The 23781-nt window shown below is 44.0% G+C and carries 18 protein-coding genes; 14 read left to right on the forward strand and 4 right to left on the reverse strand.

The annotated features are described in order from the left end of the window. The first annotated feature begins 71 nt into the window (after positions 1 to 71). The 4 genes from AB4111_RS19355 to AB4111_RS19370 all read left to right on the forward strand — a co-directional run bounded on the left by AB4111_RS19355 (position 72) and on the right by AB4111_RS19370 (position 4672). Entirely contained in the window at positions 72 to 1082 is a 1011-nt protein-coding gene (locus AB4111_RS19355) for a fumarylacetoacetate hydrolase family protein (RefSeq protein ID WP_442032831.1), read from the forward strand. 90 nt (positions 1083 to 1172) lie between these two features. Beyond that, positions 1173 to 1754: a TetR/AcrR family transcriptional regulator gene (locus tag AB4111_RS19360; protein ID WP_192136346.1), complete on the forward strand. Its 582-nt coding sequence runs from the start codon at positions 1173 to 1175 to the stop codon at positions 1752 to 1754. 313 nt (positions 1755 to 2067) lie between these two features. Further along, the gene (locus AB4111_RS19365) at positions 2068 to 3162 is read left to right on the forward strand and encodes a 5-methyltetrahydropteroyltriglutamate--homocysteine S-methyltransferase (RefSeq protein WP_442032832.1); all 1095 of its coding nucleotides are present in this window, start codon (positions 2068 to 2070) and stop codon (positions 3160 to 3162) included. 19 nt (positions 3163 to 3181) lie between these two features. Further along, positions 3182 to 4672: an aldehyde dehydrogenase family protein gene (locus AB4111_RS19370; protein ID WP_442032833.1), complete on the forward strand. Its 1491-nt coding sequence runs from the start codon at positions 3182 to 3184 to the stop codon at positions 4670 to 4672. 140 nt (positions 4673 to 4812) lie between these two features. Here AB4111_RS19370 and AB4111_RS19375 read toward each other — a convergent pair whose 3' ends face one another. From AB4111_RS19375 to AB4111_RS19385, 3 genes are all read right to left on the reverse strand, one after another. Continuing rightward, the gene (locus AB4111_RS19375) at positions 4813 to 5265 is read right to left on the reverse strand and encodes a HEAT repeat domain-containing protein (RefSeq protein WP_442032834.1); all 453 of its coding nucleotides are present in this window, start codon (positions 5263 to 5265) and stop codon (positions 4813 to 4815) included. Between the two features lie 85 nt (positions 5266 to 5350). Continuing rightward, entirely contained in the window at positions 5351 to 6322 is a 972-nt protein-coding gene (locus tag AB4111_RS19380) for a YndJ family transporter (protein ID WP_442032835.1), read from the reverse strand. A 245-nt stretch (positions 6323 to 6567) separates the two neighbouring features. After that, complete coding sequence (locus AB4111_RS19385) at positions 6568 to 7194, reverse strand: hypothetical protein (protein ID WP_091012238.1); 627 nt, start codon at positions 7192 to 7194, stop codon at positions 6568 to 6570. 580 nt (positions 7195 to 7774) lie between these two features. Between AB4111_RS19385 and AB4111_RS19390 the strand changes: the two genes are divergently transcribed. From AB4111_RS19390 to AB4111_RS19420, 7 genes are all read left to right on the forward strand, one after another. Beyond that, on the forward strand, positions 7775 to 10465 hold the full coding sequence (locus tag AB4111_RS19390) for an Ig-like domain-containing protein (protein WP_442032836.1): 2691 nt from the start codon (positions 7775 to 7777) through the stop codon (positions 10463 to 10465). A gap of 269 nt (positions 10466 to 10734) precedes the next feature. After that, on the forward strand, positions 10735 to 12858 hold the full coding sequence (locus AB4111_RS19395) for a 5'-nucleotidase C-terminal domain-containing protein (protein WP_442032837.1): 2124 nt from the start codon (positions 10735 to 10737) through the stop codon (positions 12856 to 12858). A gap of 356 nt (positions 12859 to 13214) precedes the next feature. After that, a complete protein-coding gene (locus tag AB4111_RS19400; RefSeq protein ID WP_442032838.1) occupies positions 13215 to 13760 on the forward strand; it encodes a 50S ribosomal protein L25 in 546 nt (181 codons plus the stop codon). 172 nt (positions 13761 to 13932) lie between these two features. Beyond that, positions 13933 to 14550: a hypothetical protein gene (locus tag AB4111_RS19405; protein WP_442032839.1), complete on the forward strand. Its 618-nt coding sequence runs from the start codon at positions 13933 to 13935 to the stop codon at positions 14548 to 14550. A 264-nt stretch (positions 14551 to 14814) separates the two neighbouring features. Further along, on the forward strand, positions 14815 to 15354 hold the full coding sequence (locus AB4111_RS19410; protein ID WP_442032840.1) for a hypothetical protein: 540 nt from the start codon (positions 14815 to 14817) through the stop codon (positions 15352 to 15354). A 280-nt stretch (positions 15355 to 15634) separates the two neighbouring features. Continuing rightward, positions 15635 to 16855, forward strand: a complete 1221-nt coding sequence (locus AB4111_RS19415) for an ATP-binding protein (protein WP_442032841.1) — start codon at positions 15635 to 15637, stop codon at positions 16853 to 16855. Between the two features lie 110 nt (positions 16856 to 16965). Beyond that, on the forward strand, positions 16966 to 17730 hold the full coding sequence (locus AB4111_RS19420) for a leucine-rich repeat domain-containing protein (protein WP_442032842.1): 765 nt from the start codon (positions 16966 to 16968) through the stop codon (positions 17728 to 17730). Positions 17731 to 17898: 168 nt separating this feature from the next. Here AB4111_RS19420 and AB4111_RS19425 read toward each other — a convergent pair whose 3' ends face one another. Continuing rightward, positions 17899 to 18990, reverse strand: coding sequence for a GntR family transcriptional regulator (locus AB4111_RS19425; RefSeq protein WP_442033279.1), 1092 nt, complete (start codon positions 18988 to 18990; stop codon positions 17899 to 17901). Positions 18991 to 19430: 440 nt separating this feature from the next. Between AB4111_RS19425 and AB4111_RS19430 the strand changes: the two genes are divergently transcribed. From AB4111_RS19430 to araA, 3 genes are all read left to right on the forward strand, one after another. Beyond that, positions 19431 to 21056: a xylulokinase gene (locus AB4111_RS19430; RefSeq protein ID WP_442032843.1), complete on the forward strand. Its 1626-nt coding sequence runs from the start codon at positions 19431 to 19433 to the stop codon at positions 21054 to 21056. Positions 21057 to 21269: 213 nt separating this feature from the next. Then, positions 21270 to 21965 carry an L-ribulose-5-phosphate 4-epimerase gene (locus AB4111_RS19435; protein ID WP_047840995.1) on the forward strand — a complete coding sequence of 232 codons (696 nt, stop codon included), beginning with the start codon at positions 21270 to 21272 and terminating at the stop codon, positions 21963 to 21965. A gap of 274 nt (positions 21966 to 22239) precedes the next feature. After that, on the forward strand, positions 22240 to 23664 hold the full coding sequence (araA, locus tag AB4111_RS19440; RefSeq protein WP_347385700.1) for an L-arabinose isomerase: 1425 nt from the start codon (positions 22240 to 22242) through the stop codon (positions 23662 to 23664). The last annotated feature ends 117 nt before the right edge of the window (positions 23665 to 23781 follow it).

The following is a 23781-nucleotide window of genomic DNA, read 5'->3' on the forward strand; positions in this document are numbered from 1 at the left end:
GCATGCATTTACTCTATGATTTATGATCGTAACAGAACAACATCACACTACATGGATGGAGGCAATGCAACATGAAGCTAGTAACCTTTCAAACCAAGACATCCCAGGTACCTTTGTTTGGGGTCGTAATTAACGAGAACTTTGTCGTTTCTTTTGTTGCAATCATGAAAAAGCAGGGAACATTCTCTGACAGTCTTGAAAGTATGGACAGCTATCTTCATTATTTACCGGCAAGTTATGCTGCCGCTAAGGAATTGATGCAATATGCTGTCGAACAGTCGCATCAATTCAATGAAAATGAAATCTGTCCGATTGCAGCGGTAAAACTGCTGCCGCCGGTTCCGAATCCGGCTGCGCTTATCGATTTCGGGCTGACGCCAAGACATCTAAGAAATGCTGGCGTAAATCTGCTGCAAAGAGAATATACAGGGCCGGAGAGAGAAGAGCTTAAACAAAAAATCGCCGAAAAATTCCAGCAAGATCCGAATAAAGTGAATTTCAGTTATTACAAGTGTAACCATAATGCTTTAATTGGCGATGGCGATACCATTCATTGGCCATCATACTCTTCATACCTGGATATCGAGCCGGAACTGGCCTTTGTTACAGGGAAGGGGAATTGCATCGCAGGTTATGTTATTTTTAACGACAGTACTGTCCGTGATGTGCAGTGGCCGGATTTCCAGGCATTGACCGGACCAACGCGCTGCAAAGATTTTGATCGCAGCAAAGGAATAGGACCATTTCTGGTTACGCCGGATGAAATCGACAACCCGCTGGCACTAGATGTGGATGTACGCATCGGAGAGAGACTGCACTGGAAGGGAAGCACTTCCGAGTATTCTGCACACCCTGGGAAAGTGATGGAGGAGGTTCTCAAAGTTTTCACGCCGCTCCCGGGCACGATTATAGGTATGGGGACGATACCAGATTGCTGCGCAATCGAGACCGAACAATGGTTGTTGCCCTCTGACCGAATCCAGATTACATTCGATAAATTAGGAACGCTGACGCAATTTGTGCCTGAACATGTCAAGATTACGGAACCAAGCCGCTGGGAAAAAAGAAGCGATTTTCCTTAAATCAACGTCTTTGAAAGACTAACCCCGACCCTGCTGCATATGCAAAACTTGTAGTAGAATAGGCTTAACATATGCAAAAGGAGAAATACAATGAATACTTCAGACAGAATCATTGAAGCCGCGACGCGGCTCATCAAAAAGAAGGGCTATCGGGGAGTAAGCACCAAAGCCATTGCAACGGAAGCTAAAGTCAATGAATCTACGATTTTTCGGCAATTTGGAAGCAAGCAAGGCATATTGGAAGCCATCGTTGAAAGGCATGCAGATATCCCGCAATTTGAGAAGCTGTTAAAAGAGGACGCGACCGATAATCCGGAAGTCGATCTACTGAATGTAAGCCAGCAGTACCGTTTGTTTTTCCATAAAAATGCGGACATCATTTTGATTGGCATCCGTGACAAAGGAATGCTTCCCGAATTGGACAGAGTGCTGGCCGATCCGCCAGTGAAGCTGCACTCCTTGCTGGTTGAATATTTTGAACGCCTGCAGAAGAAAAAAGTTATAGCTAGACAGGATGAGCGTCTTACCGCTATGTCTTTTCTCTCGATGTGTTACGGATTTCAGATGAGCGAGCTGATTCACCAGCAATATCAGTTCCAACTCGTCACCGAGGAAGAGTTCTACAAGCACAGTGTCTCATTGTTTGTTAAAGGAATTTTGTCTCAATCATAAGCTTTGTTGACTTATTTAAATATGCCTAAGACTGCTTTCCGCCTCCGCCTACTTCCATTAGTTTGTTCCATCCTCGTTGGTTGCGCTCTGTCGTCATGTTACAGCCTCCTAGTAAGATTCAAGTGAAACGAATGACCACTGCACTTCGCTCCAACCTATAAATCCACTACCATAGAAGGTTGTGGATTTTTGCGTATTAAAGTCTTTTGGCTATTGTTAAAAGCTATGACCAGTCATGCATTTTTCATATAACATGTTATATTTCCAATCATGCTATACTCAGTGAACCAAAAAGTTAGAAGGAGCAATAACTATGATACCATTTCGTAATGATCATGTAGGTAGCTTTCTACGCCCTGCAAACTTAAGCCAGGCACGTGAACAATATAAATCAGGCAACATCACATATGAAGAATTAAGAGCTGTGGAAGATAAAGAGATTATTCGAATCATTGAAAAGCAGAAGGAAAATGGCGTATTCGCCGTTACCGATGGTGAATTCCGCAGAAGCTGGTGGCATTTTGATTTTCTGGGCGGCCTGGATGGCGTAGAACTATATGAGGAAATTGATGGACCTCAATTCCATAACATGCAGACTCGCAAGGGCGGGATTCGAGTTGTAGGTAAAGTGGATTTCTCGAGTCATCCTTTTGTTAAGGATTTTGAATTTTTGAAAAAACATGCAGGTGACGCAGTGGCGAAACAGACCATTCCAAGTCCCAACATGCTTCTATATCGATTGGAAAATGGCGCCAATATCTATAAGGACCGAGAACAATTCCTTCAGGATACAATTGCGGCGTATCAAAAAGCAATTCAAGCCTTCTATGATGCAGGATGTAGATATCTGCAATTAGATGATACAGCATGGGCAGACCTATTCTCAGAAGCTGGTCACGATAAGTTACGTGCTAAAGGTCTGGAACCGGCGGAAGAGTTAAAAACGATGCAGCGAATGATTAACGAAACTTTGGCTCATAAACCGGCAGATTTAGTTGTGACGATGCATATTTGTCGTGGTAATTATAAATCGAACTATTTCTCAACGGGTGGTTACGAGTATGCTTCTGAAGTTATTTTTGGAGGCTTAAACGTAGATGGATTATTCTTAGAATTTGATGATGAACGTTCTGGTGGTTTTGAACCATTAAAGTATGTGAATCGAAAAGATTTGAAAATCGTGCTTGGTTTACTCACATCGAAAACAGGAGAGTTAGAGGATAAAGAACACATTAAAGCTCGGATTGCAGAGGCGGCAACCTATGTACCACTTGAGCAACTTTGTTTGAGCCCACAATGTGGTTTTTCATCTACAGAAGAAGGCAACATTCTAACGGAAGAACAACAATGGCGTAAACTTCGTTATGTGAAGGAAATTGCAGAAGAAGTTTGGAATGAATGCATCTAAATAACGGAGGGGATCTAGAATGACAATCCAAGCAGACCAAGAGACAGTTATCGTTGAAGCGTTCATTAATGGTCAGAATGTAAGATCCCTTTCGCAGTTAGCAAAAGAGAATCCGGCCAACCCAACGGAGATCGTAGGCTATTTCCCTGTCACTACGAAAGAACAAGCGGTTGAAGCGATTGAAGCGGCGGCAGGAGCTTTTAAAACATGGAAGAAGACCTCCATTGATGAGCGCATTATGGTGATGCGCAAGGCGATCGAGAAGATTAGAGCTTCTGAGAATGAAATTGTGCATTTGCTGTCCAGAGAGCATGGCAAGCCGCTGTATGATGCACACGGTGAAATTTATGTTTCGTTAATGTGGATGGAGTTTGCTTGTAATGAAGTTACATCGGCTCTACAGGAAGAGATCAAAGAGCATGAGAATGGTAAAACGATTCTTTCCTATGATCCCATTGGTGTAGTAGCAGCGATTAGTCCATGGAATTATCCCATTGCTTTGTCTACGATTAAGATCGCTCCTGCCCTACTTGCGGGCAACACAATTGTGCTGAAACCCAGTCCATTTGCGCCGCTGGCGGCAGCGAGGGTGGCCGAGGTTATCGCGAGTGAGTTCCCGGCTGGGGTAATCAATGTCGTTCATGGTGATGCGGATGTAGGCGTTGAATTGACTAGTAATCCTCTTGTTACTAAAATCGCTTTTACAGGTGGAACCGCGACAGCTAAGCATATTATTAAAGCGGCTTCGGAAACGATTAAGGATATGACGCTTGAGCTTGGTGGCAATGATGCGGCTATCTTCTTGGAAAGTTTTGATGTACATGATGAGCGAGCCATGCGCCGGATTGTCATTTCTAATTTCTTAACAACAGGACAGATCTGTATGATCGCCAAACGTGTCTATGTGCACCGTTCGATTTATGATGAATTTGTGGAAAAATATATAGAAGCGGCGAATCGCTGGATTCGAATTGGCGATCCCTTTGATTCAAATACGACGGTAGGCCCGGTGAATAACCTGAAGCAGAAGAATGTCGTGCTTGGTTTGGTTGAAGACGCGCAAAAGCGCGGGGCTAAGGTCATCCCTCTCGGCCAAATTTTGGATCAGAAGCTGTTTGACCAAGGTTACTATCTACAGCCTACGCTTGTTTTAGGTTGCGATGTTCATGATCCGATTGTCGTGGAGGAACAGTTTGGTCCTACGGTTCCGATTCTGCCATTTGACGATGAGGAGCAGGTTATTCATCTACACAATGAAAGTATATATGGATTGACGAGTTCTGTGTGGGGGAAAGAAGAGGATGCCATCTCCATTGCACGTCAACTCGAAGCTGGAACGACCATGATCAATACAGCTGCTGTGCAGGGGCTCGATGTTCGGTTCCCTTTCGGTGGCTTCAAACAATCGGGTATTGGCCGTGAATACGGCGCGGAAGGCATCCGAACGTATACCGAAAAGCATGTCATCAACGTTCCGAAGACACTGGATCTTCCTTATATCCCAGAATAAATCGTATATCACATTACATCGCATCTACAGGGAATGTAGGCTATAACCTTGCTCTGGTATAATCAAAATAAGAAATAAAGAAGCCACTCCATTGATGGAGTGGCTTTGTACGTACTTAGCTATTATACGGTGAACGGCGGCTATCTTCTACCTAGTGTCTCCCAAATGCCATGGAGCCACGAGTCGAACTCAGCATCTTTGTCGCCCTCGTAAGTATCATAAAGATCCAGACGTGTCTTTTGCAGTTTTTCCTTAAATTCCTCAAATGTGTGACCTTCAGGAAGGCTTTTTTTGATCCGTAGCAAAATTTTGTTAGTCCCTTTAAACAGCTCACCTTTGTTTTTGGCAGGCATTTGTACATCTTCATCCAACTGTTTCAGCTTGGAATATGCGGCTTCGCGCACTTGAAACACTTGATCATTTTTCAAAACATGCTGCAGCAACTTAATGGTAGGGGCTGTATCCCAGTTTCCCAATTCGTTCACCGCATTCAGTCTGTCTCTCCAGCTTGAAGTCCGATTAGCCGCTCGTTTGAGCTCTTCAAAGTTCTCCGGTAGTTCGTTCACTGCTCCAATATCATGGTTGTTCGTCAAAATTCAATCTCCTTAATCATCGCCATCTCGGCAGAATGATGAATGTTATTTATGTGATCACTATTATAGCACGAACCTGACTAAACTACTCATATGAAGCCGATTGGTTGGCCTGTCCCTTAATGAAGTCTACCATAAACACCCAACCAATTAGTCCACATAAGACAAAACCAAACGCATGCAGAGATCCGTAAATGGGAATGAAGTCGAGTATGGTTAAGGAATACATATTTTTCAGTAACGGATAGAAGATGGAAATGACAACAACCGTGTAAAAGGCTAGGCAAGAAAGGCCTAAGAAGAAGGCTGCCTTAATATTCAAAGCATTTTTCCTCAAGTAAGCAAGGAGATAAGCGGTGTAAACCACAATATTGCAGGCGAATAAACTGACACCAATGTATTCAATCGGCTTGGAGAAAATCATACCAATAGCAATCAATATGGGTCCGATGATATCGATGGCAACAACCCAGGGATACCAGCTTTTCTTCGTCATGATGCGTCCCAGTGCACCAATAAAAATGGGAACGATAGCAGATGAGAAATGAAAGTGGAGCGAGCTTAACGCGTGCGTTGCCGGATTAGCCTGGAAGAGGTCTAATTGATATTGATATAAGGTAAACCAAATGCCCCCGATAAAAAAATAAAACAGCCCTGCACCAATCGCTATTTCCGCTGCTTTTCCTTTAGAGATCACAATAGTTGCCAAGCCATAGATGCCAAGCAACAGTGTGAACAGTAGCCACCCAAGGGACAGAATCCCTGGGATTGTCGTACTTTCTAACCCCCATATCGTACTACTCATTATTGAAGCTAGAGTAAGAAGCGCAACGGGAAATTGAAGCCATTTCATAGCAGCATAAATCATTCGTTGATGTTTATTTTTTGCGTCATGGTTCAAAAGTAAAATCACAAGAGGCACTATGACGAAAGCTGCAAACAGTAGAAATTTTTCAACAAGTTCGAATTGAAAGTAATCCAGAGAAAATATCAGAATGGTTATGATTCCACCGGGAAATACGGGTGATTTCATGATTTTCTTCAAGGAAATGTTCATGGCGTTTCCTTTCTAACCTACGTTTATCGTAAGATCTGCCTGCATTCAGTTATGTAGCGTTTAATTAGTATGATCGGCAATTCTCCTTTTTAGTAGTCTATCACATTTATTTTTCAATATATAAGGATAAGCTTAACTCATCGGAAGTTATTAAAACATCAACTTCCTCGGAAAACAAAAAAAGAGCCGCGTATCACGCAGCTCTCCATCGTACTTTAGTTCATTCCGTTTCAGTTCTTTCTCTTTTAGCGGCCGCCCGTATTCGAAGCCCAGACAGGAATCCAACTGTTCGGATAATTGCTATTGGTCAGCGTTGTGTTATACAGAACTAAATTGCCATCACTTTGCATGACTAGTGTGTCACCCGTTGTGTTAGCTGGTAAGCTGCTCCCGTGATGACCTGGAATCCATGAGGTGGTATTGGGAGACCAAGCAGCTACCTGTACAGAAGTATCAATCATCAAAACTTTATCCCATCCCCAACCGGTGTAATATTCGAATTTACCTGTAGCCGGGTTGAAACCATAGCGATAGCCATATTGGTACACATCTTGATATTTCATTCCATATTTATACATGACGGGTTTCCCGTATTGTGGTTCAAACTTGAACGAAAGAGCCCCACTGTTACTGGTACCGCTACTCCAAAGAGAAGAACCATTCTGATAGATGACAAAATTCCCGTCATTCTGCCATATGGCTGAAAATCTGCCATCTTGCGAAGTGAGATAGTCTCCCTTAGCCATACTTTGGCCGATCGTGAGCTTATCTCCAAGATAGCCAGCAGAAGCGGTCGCTGGTACGGCAAATGCAAGAATCAACAAGCAAGCCAAAAAAACTCGAAAAGATTTGGGGAAAAATAAATGATTCATTGGACACACTCCTATATTCCTTAGAATGGTTGAGGCTTCATACCTAATACAATAAACACTCACAGATAATTCCATATGGCGACGCAGTGTTCGGTCAGGAGTGGTGAAAGAGCAATCAACACATCCCCCAATGATAATTAAAGGGAAATCAGATATACAATGCTCTCCGGTTCACCTCCTTTAATAGACAAAATTAGTTGCTTCAATGCACTATATGTAAATGGATGTGTTACTTAGAGTGGAGAGGTTGAAAACTCGGTGGAAACTTGTTATTCAGTGGACTATGCAGGTGATTGCTCAGATATATTACTTTTTATTCCATTATAGCAACTAAAAAGATAAAATACATTATTTTCTATGAAAATCTATCTGTTCAATAGAGGGAGACATCAATGAATAATGCTACTAGTTTCGATCTCGACTTACGGTTCGTAGTTTCTGCTTGGGAAATGATTTATTTTTATTTGTGGGTATAGGAATTCGGAGGGATATGTCGAATGATTGATTAGATTAAATTTGAAGTATTTAAGAGGGAATTGATTTTATTGAATAGTCCAGAGAGCGCTAAGAGGAGGAGCATATGTATTTAAGGAAGAAGATTGGAATTATTGTTCTCGTGGTATCCCTATTGACAGGACTGTTGTGTCTCAAAGCATCAGATAAGGTGTATGCTGCGGCTCCAACATCAACAATTTCGATGGAATATGCGCTGCTGGGAATTGGCACCACCGCAAAGGTATTCTTTACGTTCTCGGAACCGGTACAAGGGTTGGACAATGGAGACTTAACTGTTCCGGAAAGCGGCACACTGACTGCACCGGTCTCTTCGGATGGAGGTTATACGTGGACCGCAACTCTCACACCTAAACCAGATATTACAGATGCAACCAACGTCATAACCCTGAACAACGAAGGTGTGATGAATCTAGGCGGTATTGTAGGTGTGGGCACGTCCACTTCGAGTAATTATACTATTGATACATTAAGACCGACAGCAACCATTGTCGTAGCCGATACGGTCCTTACCGCTGGGGAGACATCACTGATCACCATCACATTTTCCGAAGCAGTGACCGGCTTTAGCGTTGACGACCTAATAGTTGAGAATGGTACGGTGAGTGGCCTTAGTTCCTCCAATGGAGGTATAACATGGACCGCGACACTAACGCCAGCTTTTGGTATCACCGATGCAACCAATATTATCACGCTTGATAATACGGGCATTAGTGATCTTGCGGGCAATACGGGCACGGGGAAAACGCCTTCGAATAACTATGAGATCTATACCGCCCAGCCAACGGCAACGATTGTCGTAGCCAATACAACGTTGAATATTGGCAAGACGTCTGATGTGACCTTCACCTTCTCTGAAGCAGTGACCGGTTTTACGCTTGCAGACCTTGAGATGACGAATGGAACCATTACCAATCTGGCTACGAACGATAATATTACGTATACAGCAAAATTGACCCCTACAGCCGGCATCACTGCGGGAACGAACAAGATTACACTCCATAATACGGGTGTAGTGAATCAAGGCGGCATAACAGGTATAGGTACAACGGATTCCAATAACTTCGCCATTGATACGGTCAGACCGACAGCAACCATTAACGTCGCCGATATGATCCTGACTGCCGGCAAGACATCAGAGGTCACCTTTACGTTTTCGGAAGCAATTACTGGTTTTACCAATGAGGACCTGACCGTTGCAAACGGCACACTGAGTGCTCTGCATACATCTGATGAGGGGATTACATGGACTGCGACATTGATACCAACTGTAGGAATTGATGGTGGAACCAATGTCATCACGCTTGATAATTCGGGTATTAGCGATATTGCAGGCAACGGAGGCACGGGAACTACTGCTTCGAATAATTACGCGGTCTATACCTCCCGACCAACGGCAACGATTGTTGTAGCTGATGGAACGCTTACTCTTGGCAAAACATCCTTGGTAACAATCACATTCTCTGAGGCAGTGTCAGGTTTTGATAACGCAGATCTAACGATTGCAAGCGGTACACTGACTACTGTTCGTTCAACCGATGGGGGAGTGACATGGACAGCAACGTTAACCCCGCAAGCGAATGTTAGCAAATCGGTCAATGTCATCACTCTTCAGAATACGGGAGTGTCCAATGGTGCGGGTAACGCAGGAGAGGGAATAACGGAGTCGAATCCGTACTCTGTTTTTACTGTACAGCCGGTACAAACAACAAGTCCGAGCAGTCCTTCTGCACCACTCGCCCCGATAGACAATACAGTTAAATCAACAACGGGTAAAATAACCGTTCCGATTGGTAAGTCAGGGTTGGTTAGCCTGGGCAAAGAGATTGAAATCTCAATTCCAGCAGGGGCATCATCTCGCGAGCTGACATTATCCATTGATAAAGTTTCCAATACGGAACCTTTGCTAACACATAAAGAAATTTTGGCCAGCCCGGTATTTGAACTTCTGAAGAATTTTACGGAGAACTTCCTCATACCGGTAAAACTGACATTTACATTTGATTCAACAGGTCTTGAGCGTCATCATTCGGCAGCTGTTTTTTATTTTGATGAAGCGAACAAGATATGGGAGAAAGTAGATGGAGGTATTATTCAAGGAAATCAAATCACAGTCGAGGTCAATCATTTCACGAAGTATGCTGTCCTTGTTGTTGATCAAACTAGTGGAAAGCCCATCTTGAATAGTCCAGTTGAACCGACGAAGGAATCGGGCTTTAGCGATATCTCGGGACATTGGGCTGAAGCAAGAATTCAACAAGCTTTAAGCAAGGGGATAATTACCGGTTATCCGGATGGAACGTTCAATCCGGGTAAGAACGTCACACGTGCCGAGTTCTCAGTCATGCTGATGAGCGCGTTGAATTCACAAAAAGCAGGAGCAGATCTGGTATTCTCAGATAAAACTGAAATCGGATCATGGGCCAAATTGGCAGTCTCGCAAGCAGTGCAAGAGGGCATTCTTAGCGGTTATCCAGACGACACGTTCCGGCCGAATGCCAATATCACACGTGTCGAGATGGCCATGATGGTTGCGAAAGCGCTCAAGGTACCTACAACAGGCAATGCTACAACATTTTTTTTAGATGAAAAATCTATTCCTGTATGGGCAAAAACCTCTGTGGCAGCGTTGAAGGAACTTGGCCTTGTCGAAGGAATGGGAAACAACAATTTCATACCTAAATCACCAACCACCAGAGCAGAGGCCGTCGTTCTATTAATGAACATGTTAGAGCATAAAGGAATCGTAGTTAACTGAGCAATATCTCAATCTCTATAGAGTTGAAAGTAAACTTGGATGAAAGATACTTTTGTTGTTGAACGTGTTGAGCTAGTTTATGAGCCGTTATATGAAGGTAATAAAGGCACCCTGCGAGGTGTCTTTAAGTTTAGTCAGTAGTAAACATACCTCTTCTCTATCAATCTCCCAAATATTTTTACAACCATTTGATATTTTCTATGACTTTTCTGAATTGAACTATGGTAAAATATCTCAGGATCGATAATTGGAGAGGGGTTTTGTAATTCATGTCTTGGAAAAAAGTTCTGGGCAAAAGCACAATTCGTATCGCTACTACTGCACTATTACTCACACAACTACTGGGGGCAGCAGGTTCAGTCTCTGCCGCAGGCAATGATGTAGAAGTACACTTGATTGGAATCAATGATTTTCACGGTCAGTTAGATACCACATCGATCGTTGGTGATAAAAAGGCAGGATCAGCTCCAATTCTAGCAACCTACCTGAAAGAAGCTCAATCGAAATATGAACACTCCCTACTCTTCCATAATGGAGATTCTGTTGGTGCATCTGCTCCGGTCTCATCTATGGATCGCGACGAGCCTACCATGGAATGGATGAATATGATGGGATTTGATGTAGGGTCCCTGGGGAATCATGAATTTGACCAAGGTGTTGCTGCTTTGAAGGCACAGATCTTTGGTGGCCTTGATCCAAAAGAAGGTAAGGTAACACATGCTGGTGCAAAATTTGATTACGTTAATGCAAACGTCATTGAAACCGCTACCGGAAAAACACTGATTAAACCCTATGTCATCAAAGAAGTAGGCGGAGTCAAAATTGGATTCATCGGACTAGTGACCAAATCAACACCTGCCAAAGTATCCCCATCGGGTACAGCTGGTGTGCGTTTCTTAAGTCCAGAAGAAGAAGTTGAAGCCGTTAATAAATATGCAAAAGAATTGCAAGATCAAGGTGTAGAAACAATCATCGTGTTGGCACATGATCCAGCAACCACCAAAGAAGGCGTAACGACTGGAGAAGCAGCTGATCTAGCAAAAGCTTTACCAGCAGATTCCCCTGTTGACGTGATCGTTGCAGGTGATAATCATGCCTTGGCTAACGGTGAAGTGAACGGAAAGCTGATCGTTCAAGCGTATTCTTATGGTACGGCTTTTGAAGATATCAAGCTGGTAATTGATCCTGCAACGGGGGATGTAACTGAAAAATCAGCTACGGTTACAACGACTTTCCAAGAGGGTGTAAAAGAAGACCCTGAAACATTGGCAATTATCAAAAAATCATTGGACACGCATCCTGAACTGACGAAGCCAGTGGGTACAACGGATGGTTCTGTATTGCGTACAGATGCCTACAATAATGAAGCGCCTCTAGGCAACCTGATTGCAGATGCAATGCGTCAAGCAGACTTTGGGGATAAAGCAAGCGCTGCTGACTTTGCATTTATGAATCCAGGTGGTATTCGTGCGGATTTACCAAAAGGCGATGTAACCTTTGCTGATCTTGCAAAAATCCAACCATTCGGTAATACATTAGTGAAACTGGAGCTGACTGGCGAACAGGTTAAAACCTTGTTGCAGCAGCAATGGGGTACCAATGCTGACGGTACACCAAACACCAAGACACTACAAATCTCTGGTTTGAAATATGCTGCAGATTTCAACAAGCCTGTTGCAGAGCGCATTACGGGTCTTAGTCTGGAAGACGGCACAGCCATTGATCCTGCAAAAACATATACGGCTGTAGTTAACAACTTCATGGCTGCAGGCGGAGACAACTATAAAGTGCTGCTGGATGCTAAATCATCCTTGGCAGGTCCGATCGATCTGGATGTATTCTACGATTACATTGTCGAAACATTTAAAGGCGGTAACATTGAAGCTAAGAATGAAGGACGTATCACTAACGTGGCTGCATCTACTGAGCCAACAGAAACACCTGCGACTACAGAAGTCATTTCTCGTGCTGAATTTGTAAGTGCGCTGGTGGATATGTTGAAATTAAATGAAGTAACTACAGCACCTGCATTCAAGGATGTAGCGGCTGATGCGACCTATGCAGATGCGATTGCTGAAGCTACGCATGCTGGATTCATCCAGGGCTATGGTGGAAACTTCTATCCTGATCGGGATATCACACGCGAGGAAGCTGCTACAATTCTTGCTAAATTGGTAAAAGGTCAAGCTACCGATAAAGAGACAGCCACGATTATTGCTAGTTTCGAAGATGGTAAATCCGTGTCTGCCTATGCAATGAAGCCTATGGCAAAACTGATTAATAAAGGTATTCTTGGTGGAACAGATCAAAAATCACTTCAACCAAAACAAGGCCTTACTACTAACGATGCCAAAGTATTGATTGAAAAAACAGTTGCAGCAAAAGCGTCATAATGTAGAACTTATTTAAACCTTATATTAAAAGGGGTTCTTCCTGGTAAAGGAAGAGCCCTTTTTCCTTTTTCCATATGGCGTCTAGAAGAGGTAGACGATGTTCTGTCATTTACTTCAGGTTGATCGACAAAAGGGTGTTTCTATGATAGGGTGGAGGCATCCCATAGGCATTCTACTCTTCGGAGTAGAATGCCTTCATGTATATTATGGGAGCTTACATTAAATGTATTTTAAATTCAATTGGATCCTTTATGGAGGTGGTGATGCTATGTTTCTCTCTTTAGCCCCAACAGGGGATGATTGGATGAGTATAAAAAATGTGAAAATATCATTTAATAAAGAGGAGCGAACATAGCATGACTACCAGTTTTCAAGCGGAGAACCGCATTCCATTAAATTCTTCTCGACTTAGGGATCTACGTAAATCCGGGCGTTTGCCAGGCGTTGTCTTTGGCAGAAATACGGACAATCAGATGATTCATATTCCAACAATAGAATTTCAAAAATGGTTGAAGCAAGGAGCATCTGGTTTTATTGAATTGCAGTTTAAAGAGAAAGGAGCATTGACCGTATTGTTGGAAGACCTCCAACGTGATCCAGTTACACGGGATTTGCTTCATGTGGATTTTCAACAGGTGCAAACGAATGAGATCATGCGCACTAAAATTCCCGTCAAGTTCAACGGCACACCGATCGGCACAAAACAGGGCGGAGTCGTGCAAGTTCAATTAGCTTCTATTGAAGTGGAGGCCTTGCCGAGACACTTGCCAACGTCGATTGAATTTGATATTAGTGCGATGGAACTTGGAGAAACGCTACATGTACGTGATGTAACGTTTGCTACAGATGTAACAGTGATCTCTGAGGGAAATGAGTCTCTTCTCTCTGTAGTTAAACCTTAACGATACCGAGTATGAACTACTAGAGTAAGTCAAAATTAGCCGTACGGATAATAATCCGTACGGCTAATTTGTGCTTTCATTCGCAAAATTCAGGTGTAAAGGAGGTAGACTCAGGATAGGTGATCACTATAATGGAAATAAGATACATTTAGAGGGCGGTGGGGGAAAGGAAATGGACAAATTAAAGAGCAGCGGATTCTATAAACTGAAGTTTTTCATAACTCCTGAAGAGTTGAAAGGTCTATTACAGATTTTCGAGCAGAGACAGGTGCAATTCCGTCATACCAATGCCGCCAAGACAGAGCATGATTATAGTCAAGTGTATGAGGCGTATCAGACGTTCTATCAGTATTATGTGACAGGAGAACAGAGAAATGATGTTCATCCCTTCTTTATATATTCCATTTCTGTTGCATTCAATCAAGAAAGTTCAGGATTTTTTGTGAGAAATGAAGGTGTTTCTTTCCCATATCACGGACAATGGGCAGAGGATGAACTGCCGTGCATCATGCTCTCATTTCCGAAAGGCGTTCAGGTTAATTTGGAAGACGAAAAAGGAAAATACTATATATATGAGGATATCCGGGATCATATGCCGTTGACCTATGCGTTTTTCGATGAAATTAGGGACTCTATCAAAAAAATGACAAAACCCTTTCGCTTCTCAGCCCATGATGCCGATGCGATGAAGGAACAGAAGCCCACTGTGCGTATAAGCCATGAAGCAATGCACGACTTGAACCAATCATGGATTTTCAATAAATATGGACTTGTGATTCATGGCAAATAGGTATGCGAGCATGGTTGGCGGAGGCGACAGAATAGAAGCAACCGTATCGCGAGCTGCGACCATATACGATATTCCATATCGACTTAATTAGATCATTACAATGATAGGGAGTGTAGGTCTATCATTCTCGAACCACCTTTGTACGGTAAAGGGTGGTTCTTTTTCGTGTTTAAAAACGACATCAAGCTACCAGTTCCCTCTTAACCATCGGACAAATACACTTTTTCACCCTTGTCCACTTCTATCCCCGCCGGTGGATTGGTGTTGTGCGCTACGATTGATCTGGAGCGTTCATTCCACTACCGGATCGGTGAAGTGCCAGATTATCAAGCTTTTAAGACGGTCAAGACGAAAGGTCATTATCAAAAAGGAATTATCGGCTGTATGGCGGTTGCGGCGACCATCCTTTTATCGGAATACAACGGGATCGTCTCGATTGCCAAAACCTACGATACAACGCTCCCTTACAAGATTCATGCGGTTACCGGTGATCGGTGGTACCCAGGTGGGCAGGAGGATAATAATAGATATCTCTTCTACGCCTCAGACAGGAACCAGCAGGTCACGAACTATTACATGCAATATGTAGGAAAGTATTTCTTGTATGCTCCACATGTGGACGGGATCGTGTTGTTCTATGAGGACAATATGGACAACCTTCTGAGCGGCTACGATTATCTGGTGGTCGTCGAGACGGATCTCAACGCCAAGTATTTGTTGAAAAAGCACTATGGCATCGACATACAGGAAGGTATCTACAAAATCACCCGTTCCGGGGATCAGATCGTTCTTACGTTGACTTGAGATCATATGAGATGAAATCCTTTTCTGGATATATGGTCAGGATAAGACCGTAATCAGGGATGTGGACCAGGAAGGAACTGCCGAAGCTGTACGGACATGATCCGTATGGCTTTTTGGTGTATTCTTTTGACTGGGATATTAATTAAAGTAAGGCTGTACTTGGATGCATTCATATTTTACTCAGAGCCATAGTATGCAGGTCGTCAAATAAGATACAATGGTACTGTAGAAATTAGGAAAATTATGCCTATGTCTAAATCCATCTAAAAGTGGTGAATCCATGAAAGAATTGCACAGTCAGGTGAATCGGAAAACGTATTATATTTCAATGCTAGCGATTATTGCTCTGATGTTATCGGGATTAATCCTGTCCACGACAGAATTGAACGGGATTACGGCAGGCTATATTTTGCACTGTCTATGCGTAATCATTCTTGCCGTGTGTTTATTGATGTATCCCAAGGTAGAGACGTTTACCTTCAGATTGAGCATCATTCTGATGGGGTTTGCATACTTTTACACGCTTGCTATTTTATATCCCCAGTCCTGGACAACTTATATTCTCATTTGTCTCCTTCCAGCCCTCGCAATCCTGTTCTACGATCTGAAACTATTCTATTTATCGTTGATATTAAATGGCATCTTGATACTCATAATGTTCAGCTCCAATCTCCTATATAACCAAGGGAACGAGTACGCATACTTACATACGGATGTAGTAGGCAATTTTATTAATATTATGGGAAGTCAGGTCATTCTTTTTCTTATTTTTCATCTAACCTTCTCTCGCATGAGGAAGCAGCAACTGTATTTTGAACAATTGCAGCAATCGGAACGTTTAAAAATGATCGCCCATCTAACAGCTGCTGTTGCCCATGAGATTCGCAATCCAGTGACAGTTGTGCGAGGTTTCTTGCAGTTGTATCGAGAAGATACCTCTTTTGAGCAGCCGGTAAGGAATAAGTTTGCTTTAATGATTGATGAACTGAATACCGTCGAGCAGGTGACCTCTCAATTTCTGACCCTAGCCAAACCGAATAGAGAACTGAAACCAGAGAAGGTGGATGTTAAGGAGGTTCTTGAAGGTGTGACGGGTCTGCTCAGCTCCTATGCGATGTTATCGGACAAACATATGGATATGCAGGTGGATGAGGATTGTCTGATTCTTATTAATACGATTGAGTTCAAGCAGTTACTGATCAATCTGATCAAAAATGCGCTGGAAGCTTCGGATGTGGGTAAAACCGTCCAGGTAACAGCGAAGCGAGTGAAGCAGTGGGTGGAGATACGGATAACGGATCAGGGAAGCGGAATGACGGAGGAAGAGGTGAAGTCACTGGGGACTCCGTTTTATTCGTTGAAAACCAATGGGACAGGACTTGGATTAATGATCTGTTACAATATCGTGGAAAAGTATCAGGGAACGATCGAATATCACAGCGCCAAAGGTCAGGGAACTTCCGTGATGATTCGCTTTCTAGCTAAAATGGACTCCTCTTAATAGAGGATGAGAGAGAGCGGGGATATTAAATAGAGCTAGAGATGTTATTCATTTATTTCATTCCAGATCATGGTATATTTCTAGTATTAAATAATGTAGGGAGATTCAATATGCGTAATCCATTCATCAAGAAGTTGATCATTTTATGTATGGTTTTTGTTCTATTACCAACAACGAGTGTATTGGCTGCGTCGTCGCTTATTAAGGACCCGGTCCTGGCCAAAGTTATTCGAGCAGAGTTGAAGCTATCGGCTAAGAAGGAAATAAAGGCTGGCGATTTAAAAAAACTAAAATCCATATATGCTATGGAAACGAAAAGTAAGATTTCTAACTTGCAAGGTCTTGAACACGCCGTTAATATGACGGATTTATTCTTGCCTGGCCAAAATATAAAAAATATTAAACCACTCAACAAGTTAAAGAAATTGACGTTCTTAGCGGTTGAGGGCAATCAGATTACAGATATCTCGCCATTATCAGGTCTGACCAATCTGCAAAATCTGGTTATGGACGATAATAAAATCAAAAGCTTGGCTCCATTAAAGAATATTCGTAAGCTGAGAAGTCTGCTCGCCAGCGGTAATCAGGTGACTGATCTAAGTCCTCTTCGGAAATTAAAGTTGGAATGGCTCATTATGAATGATAATAAAATTCAGGATCTGACACCTTTAAAAAAACATCCGACCTTGGAGTATCTATATGTAGAAGATAACCTCATTGAGGATATTGCAGTGCTCGAAACCATCCCGCATCTGAAAGAGGTATATTTGGCGAACAATCCGTTGAATGATCGTGCTGAGCAGGTAGTAAAGAACTTGGAGAAGAAAGGCGTCGTTGTAAGTTTGGTAAGCGAAGAGGCGAATCAGGCGCAGTAAGTGGTGTCTGTCTCTGCTAAAGCAGCTTATAATATCGGAAAAAGATAATCCTTCATGATAATGGACAAGAACAAAGAAGGCCGCAGATGATTCTGACGGCCTTCTTTAAGTATGTTGGACAGAAACGCTCGGTAACAACTTTCTCGCTTTACCGTTCCCGCACCAATATTATTCCACTTCGATCTCCTTCACCGTCTCTCCCTCAACCAGCACCGGCTGATAGTAGGTTTTCGTTGGCAGATCCTTTTTGCCTTGCAGATTCTTGATTACCCAATCGGCAGCATCACGGCCCATTTGTTCTTGGGGATGAGTCAGCGTGGTAAGCCGGATGTTGGCGTTCTTGGCGATGTATGAATTGTCCTGTCCAATGATGGATAACTCATCCGGGATCGAGATACCCAGTTGCCTACAGGCGTGCACGACTTCAAGTCCTACTTCATCGTTGTAACAGACGATTGCGGTGAGCGAATCCCTGTTTTCATCCAGATACGTTGCTACATTAGAGGATAAATCCGGTTTCGATGCGGTATCAAAGGAAAGCACTTGATCAGGATGGAACCGTAACTTGGCTTCACCAAGTGCCTTGATGTACCCTTTCATCCGGTACTTGCCCTGCAGATCATCCATTTTGGCAATAATGCCGATCTGGGTATGGCCTTTGGCGATCAATTCACGTGTGGCAAGATAACTGGATTGCACGTCATCTAGGCAGAAGAAAGGAACCTCCAGCTCCTCATAAAAGGCATTAATCATCGTAAACGGTACATCCTGCTCCTTGAATGACAGGTAGTATGCAATATTGGGATTATACAGATTACTTTTGGTCGGTTCGACGATCAGGCCATCCACACCGTAGGAGAGCATCATTTCGAGTGCTTTTTTCTCCTGTGCCACATCATTATTGGTGCTGGCGAGCAGTAACGAGTAGTTGTCCTCATTCAGACGACTCTCAATACCGCGGATAATGGAAGGAAAGATGTAATCCGAGATGTATGTTGTAATCACGCCAATGGTTTTTTTTGACGTATTGCCGCCTGATCGTGATCGATACTGATTGCTAACGTAAGTTCCTGAACCCTTTTCGCTTCGTAAAAATCCTTCGTTTGATAACTCCAAAATGGCTTTCCGCACCGTTTGGCGACTTACATTGTAGCTTTCCTGTAATGCCAACTCGGTTGGAATCTGTTCGCCTATGCTATATGCCCCCGAGAGGATATGACTCTTTATATCGTCAATGATGACCTGGTATTTTGGCTTCACGTAGTCCACTTCTTTCATCGTTACTCATCTATATCAACCTTGTTGTTCAAATAGTTGTACGTACATATTTTAGCATGATTCAGTTTGAATGCATATAAAACAGCATGTTTTTCGAAATAAACCGTACATATCCGGCCTTTTTGCAGAGAGGTGTACCTTACAGCATATCCATTTTATAGCCGCACGAGACCTTTGGATAGCCCAATAGAGCACTATTTGTGTCCTTTGTAAGTATAACTATTATATATGATTGACAAATGTACGTACAAAAAATATACTAAGGCTGTCAGAAAAGGAAAGCGCATTCTTTGAAAACACAGAATTTTCGAACCACCTTTTATACAAAATTCATGATTAGTTACTGCATAAGTAGAAGCTTCACCTTATATATGCATCCTTAGGGATGTGGAATCACAATCGGAGAGGGGATACACGTGATTATGAGTCAATTGGACTTGAAAGAAGCCATTACTAATGGCGCTACTTCGCTCGGAATTGAATTTGGATCAACGCGGATTAAGGCGGTGTTGATTGACGAGCGTTTTGAGACCATCGCATCAGGCAGTTATGAATGGGAGAACCTCCTGAAAGATGGATTTTGGACGTACAACCAGGAGGATATCATCACAGGTCTGCAAACGGCTTATCGTGAGATGAAGCAAGATGTGGAACAGAAATACGGAATTAAGCTGCGAACGGTGGGTTCGATCGGATTCTCGGCCATGATGCACGGATATGTGGCATTGGATAGCGCGGGGGAACTACTGGTACCTTTCCGCACCTGGCGTAACGCGACGACGGGAGCAGCTGCAAGGGAGCTAACGGAACTTCTGCAATTTAATATTCCTGAACGCTGGAGCATTGCCCACTTGTACCAAGCTATCTTAAACGAAGAGGTACACGTACCTCAGATCAATCATCTGACAACTCTGGCTGGATACATCCACTGGTTGCTGACGGGCAATAAGGCGATTGGCATCGGCGATGCGTCAGGCATTTTCCCAATTGACGAGTCTACACATAATTACCACCCATCCATGATCCAACAGTTCGATGAACGGATCGCAAGCAAAGGTTATCCGTGGAAGGTTGAGGGTCTTCTTCCCAAAGTATATCTCGCTGGTGAGAACGCAGGTGCATTGACAGAAGCGGGAGCCAAGTTGCTCGACCCTTCGCAAGATCTGCAAGCAGGCATTCCGCTCTGCCCGCCAGAGGGCGATGCCGGAACGGGTATGGTAGCAACGAATAGCGTGAGAAAACGTACGGGGAACATCTCGGTCGGCACCTCGGTATTTGCCATGATCGTACTGGAGAAGGAACTATCCAAAGTGTATCCGGAGATCGATATGGTCACCACACCGGATGGTAGCCCAGTAGGGATGGTGCATGCCAACAACTGTTCCAGTGATATCAACGCATGGGTGGGACTGTTCCGTGAGTTTTCTCAAGCGATGGGATATGAAGTGGATAACGGCAAGTTGTTCAGCGTGTTGTTTAACAAAGCTTTGGAGGCAGACCCAGATGGTGGTGGCTTGCTCAGCTACGGTTACTACTCAGGCGAGAACATTACAGGACTTGAGAAAGGCCGTCCATTGTTCGTCCGCTCCCCGGAAAGCAACTTCAATCTGGCAAACTTCATGCGGACACATCTGTTCAGTGCCTTCGGTGCACTCAAGCTGGGGATGGACATCCTGACGGAGGAAGAGAATGTAGCCATTGATAGTATTTTGGCACACGGTGGTCTGTTCAAGACCCCTGTCGTCGGACAACGGATTGTAGCTGCTGCGATGAATGTACCGGTGTCGGTCATGTCTACCGCTGGTGAAGGCGGCGCATGGGGCATGGCGCTTCTGGCTTCGTACATGATCAACAAGGATCAAGAGGAGAGCCTGGATGTGTTCCTGGAGCAGAAAGTCTTTAACGATGTTGAGGGAGTCGAGGTGGCGCCAGATGCATCGGATGTGAAGGGGTTTGAAGCATTTATCGAACGCTACCGGAGTGGACTTGCGATTGAGCATGCAGCTGTAAATCATCTGTTAGAGGTTGTTCAAAAAGACCGCTTTTGATTACGAAGGATGCCTAGTGGCATCATCAACGTCGAATATGGAATTCAGCCGAAATAAGTAGGTGCTTACGAAGTATGTTTCCTTTGGAAACATTGCGGTTGCTCACGTAGCTCTATCTACGCTCCGCTACTCCATTTCTAGCTTCATCCCATCTTCTCGGTACTGAAAACCGACTTTTTGAACACGCACTATTAGAGAACGGGAGGGAATAACATGTTAGAACAACTGAAAGAAGAGGTATTCCAGGCGAATCTGGAACTGCCCAAGCACGGACTTGTGAAATTCACATGGGGTAACGTCAGTGCAATTGATCGGGAAAGTGGTCTGTTCGTAATTAAACCAAGTGGCGTTAGCTACGATGTGATGAAAGCAAGCGACATGGTTGTGGTTGATCTGGACGGTAACGTGGTGGAGGGTGAGATGAGACCTTCCTCGGACACCGCAACACATGCCGTACTATATAAGCATTACTCGGAGATTGGCGGCATCGTGCACACACACTCCACATGGGCGACGATCTGGGCGCAAGCCGGGCTTGATGTTCCTGTAATGGGAACCACTCATGCGGACACGTTCTATGGGGCGGTGCCTTGCGCGCGTTTCCTGAACCAGGACGAGGTGGATCGCGGATACGAAGCGGAGACAGGACGTGTCATTATTGAAACGTTCGAACAGCGTGGAATTGATGTGATGGCGGTTCCGGCAGTACTGCTTCATGGTCACGCACCATTTACATGGGGGAAAGATGCCAAGTCAGCAGTGGTGAACAGTGTCGTGCTGGAGGAAGTATGCAAAATGAATCTGTACGCGCGGCAATTGAATAACTTCGCGAAGGAACTGCCACAAGGCATCCTGGATAAACACTATCTGCGTAAACACGGAAAAGACGCGTATTACGGACAGAAGTAATTTGGTTATGTATCGATCGGATGACACAATCCAATCGAATAGGTCTTGTGCTACTACTGCCAACGAAGTTGTATAAAACTTTTACACGATAACGGAGAAGACAGAAGAAAGCTGGAGAAGCGGAGCGTTCACCTTTATCCCCGGATTTTCCCTTTAGAAAAGGGAATCAAAAAAATCTGGGGATAACAGTGATCGGAAGATTATTCTGGCTTCGCAGTGTTCTGGTGTAAACCCATATTGTTCAACTATAAAATAATGAAATGAGGATGATTATATGTCAGCAACAGCAGCAAAAGAGTTCTGGTTTGTCGTCGGTTCACAGCACTTGTACGGTGAAGAAGCGCTGGGCGAAGTAAAAGCCAACGCACAGAAAATTACGGATGCCCTTAATGCCAGCGGCGTACTGCCGTACCCGCTTGTATTGCAGGATCTGGCGGTAACCGCAGATAAAATCACGAGCATCATGAAGGAAGTTAACTACCGCGACGAAGTAGCGGGTGTCATCACATGGATGCATACCTTCTCCCCGGCGAAAATGTGGATTCGTGGTACAAAATTGCTGCAAAAACCTTTGCTGCACTTGGCAACTCAATTCAACGAAAGCATTCCGTGGGCAACCATCGATATGGACTTCATGAACCTGAACCAAGCGGCACATGGTGACCGCGAATATGGCTTCATTAATGCTCGTTTGAAAAAACAAAACAAAATCGTTGTTGGCTACTGGGAGCGCCCGGAAGTGCAACAGCAGGTTGCAGACTGGATGGACGTAGCGGTTGCCTTTAACGAAGGCTTCAACCTCAAAGTCGCTCGCTTCGGAGATAACATGCGCAACGTTGGCGTGACCGAAGGCGATAAAGTGGAAGCACAGATCCAATTCGGATGGACGGTTGATTACTTCGGCATTGGCGACCTCGTGCAATACGTGAACGCCGTAACGGAGCAGGAAATCGATGATCTGATTGCTCAGTATAAAGACCTCTATGAATTCGATTATGGCACAAACAGCAAGGAAGCTTGGGAAGCTAGTGTACGTGTGCAAGCGAGTTATGAGATTGCGATCAAACGTTTCCTGGACGAAGGTGGGTATAGTGCCTTCACGACAAACTTCGAAGATCTGCATGGCATGAAACAACTTCCAGGTCTGGCTGTGCAACGCCTGATGGCGCAAGGGTACGGATTTGCCGGTGAGGGTGACTGGAAAACAGCTGCACTGGATCGTTTGCTGAAAATCATGGCCCATAACGAGAACACGGGCTTCATGGAAGATTACACCTACGAGATGGCTGCTGGACAAGAAGCAATCCTGCAATCGCACATGCTTGAAGTAGACCCTACACTGGCTAGCACGAAACCAAGAATCATCGTGTCCCCACTAGGCATTGGCGATCGTGAAGATCCGGCGCGTCTTGTATTCGATGGCAAGGCAGGCGAAGGTGTCGTGGTTTCCATGGCAGACTTCGGTACACATTACAAATTGCTGATCAATGAAGTATCTGCATTCGAGCCTACCGTTCCAGCACCTAACCTGCCGGTAGCACGTGTATTGTGGAGCGTGAAGCCGAACTTCCAGGATGGCGTTAGAGCATGGATCGAAAATGGTGGCGGTCACCATACGGTTGTATCCTTGAACCTGACGACAGATCAGATCGTGACATATGCGAAGCTGGTGAATCTGGAGTACGTTATTATTAAGTAAAAGTAGATTGGCAGCTACTACCTGAACTTATACAAATCTTTCTCTGTGGCCGGGGGTTAACCCTCGGCCCTTTGTTTGTTATGCTGAGAAGCATGATGTGAAGCTGAGCAAGAATTT

Source organism: Paenibacillus sp. 2KB_22, from assembly GCF_052115745.1.
Classification (GTDB): domain Bacteria; phylum Bacillota; class Bacilli; order Paenibacillales; family Paenibacillaceae; genus Paenibacillus.